This window comes from Bacillus norwichensis (genome assembly GCF_014836955.1).
GTDB classification, from domain to species: Bacteria; Bacillota; Bacilli; order Bacillales; family Bacillaceae_C; genus Siminovitchia; species Siminovitchia norwichensis.
In genome coordinates this window covers 1-1,544 of the sequence record NZ_JACSPV010000098.1, presented here as the reverse complement: position 1 = coordinate 1,544, position 1,544 = coordinate 1, and the positions used below count along the sequence as shown (strand labels likewise).

The 1,544-nt window shown below is 43.7% G+C and carries 1 protein-coding gene; it reads right to left on the bottom strand.

Annotated features, from left to right (window positions below):
* Window positions 1-321: 321 nt before the first annotated feature.
* Window positions 322-1,544: IS110 family RNA-guided transposase (locus H9631_RS22090; RefSeq protein WP_225221225.1), on the bottom strand; the 1,223-nt coding region annotated here is incomplete at its 5' end.

The window sequence follows — 1,544 nt, the reverse complement described above, 5'->3', positions numbered from 1 at the left end:
TTTTTTTCGACACGCGAATTCCCAATAATTATTTATTCTGTAAAACTATTACAGTGTAGGGGTACGCTACGCGGTCGCCACTGGTAAAAATTGGTTGTGGTGATACCTTCCATATGCGATGCACAATGGATCTCTGCGTTGCTTATGATGACGTACCCTCCCATGTCTCTTGGCATCTGTATGTGCCTACATTCCTTCGTTCGGTCTAGTCATAAGGCAGAGGCTAGCGAAGCTCCTTTAGGGACTCGTGGTCGAATGGAAAAAATAGTGCCAGCTTCTCCGTGTCATCCTGTTGTCTAGGTTGAATAAGGGATGTAGGACTTACATAGCCTTTGTGAGGCTAGGAATATCCTTCATCATTCGCTGTGCGTTAAATGCTTTTTGCTTGGTACTGATCCCGTGTAATACTTTTAAGAGCTTTCCACATAGAACCACTATAGATTGCTTCTTGCGTAGCGGATTAACCCTTCGGTTTGTGTAATACTCATGTAGCTTTCTAAAGGCTTCATTGTGGCGAATCATCGGCATCATCACTCGGAACAGGAGGGCGCGCAGCTTTCTTCTGCCTCGTTTGGAAATACGTTTTTGTCCTTTGTGCAGTCCAGAGGAATTTTCACGTAATGTTAATCCCGCGAGTTTAATGAGTTGGCGTGGATCATTGTAGTGAGAAAAGCTTCCAATTTCAGCTAGCAGATCAACAATCGTTGTATCTCCAAGTCCTGGGACCGTTGATAGCCATTCGTATTCTACAGACGTTTTGACAAGTTCAACTAAATGTTGAGTCATCCTTTCGATATCTTGTTCTAACTGATGGTAACGGCGAACGAGTGTGGTGATTTCAATACGGGCCATCTCACGTCCCTCTGTTACTCCGATAGAATGAGCAGCGACTTCAATGAGACGTATTGCTTTCGGTCTTTGGGGGGATTTAAGCCCCTCAACCTCCCGATAAAGGGATAAAACATCATCGGCTTGTTTCTGGTGAAGATCACTCGGAAATGGAGTACATTCAAGTACAGCCAAAGCCATTTTTCCAAAGGATGGAAATACCTGAGTAAATTCAGGAAAATAACGATCTAACCAGCGAATCATCATGTTTTTGACAGTTCCTAATTCCACTGTCAGTTTACTTCTAAATGTGGATCCAACACGAAGTTCAGCCTCCATATCTTTCATGATACGAGGGTAACTGAAGCGCCCATCTTTTACTAAACGAGCGATCACTAATGCATCTTTACGGTCATGTTTCGTTGGTAAATTATCATCCAACTCTTTTGACCGCTTGACGTGCATAGGGTTGACTACGGCCAAGGGAATGCCCAGTTCCTCAAGGAAGTAGGCCAAATTGAGCCAGTAATGGCCAGTAGGTTCAATCCCAACAACGACTTCTGTTTTTTCGTATTCTTTCATGGCATTTAGAACACGTTGATAGAAAAGCTCAAAGCCACCTCCAGACTGGGATACAGAGAATGATTTTTGGAGCACTCGTCCTCGATCATCTACAAAACAAGCGTAATGTGTGCGCTTAGCAATATCGATTCCGA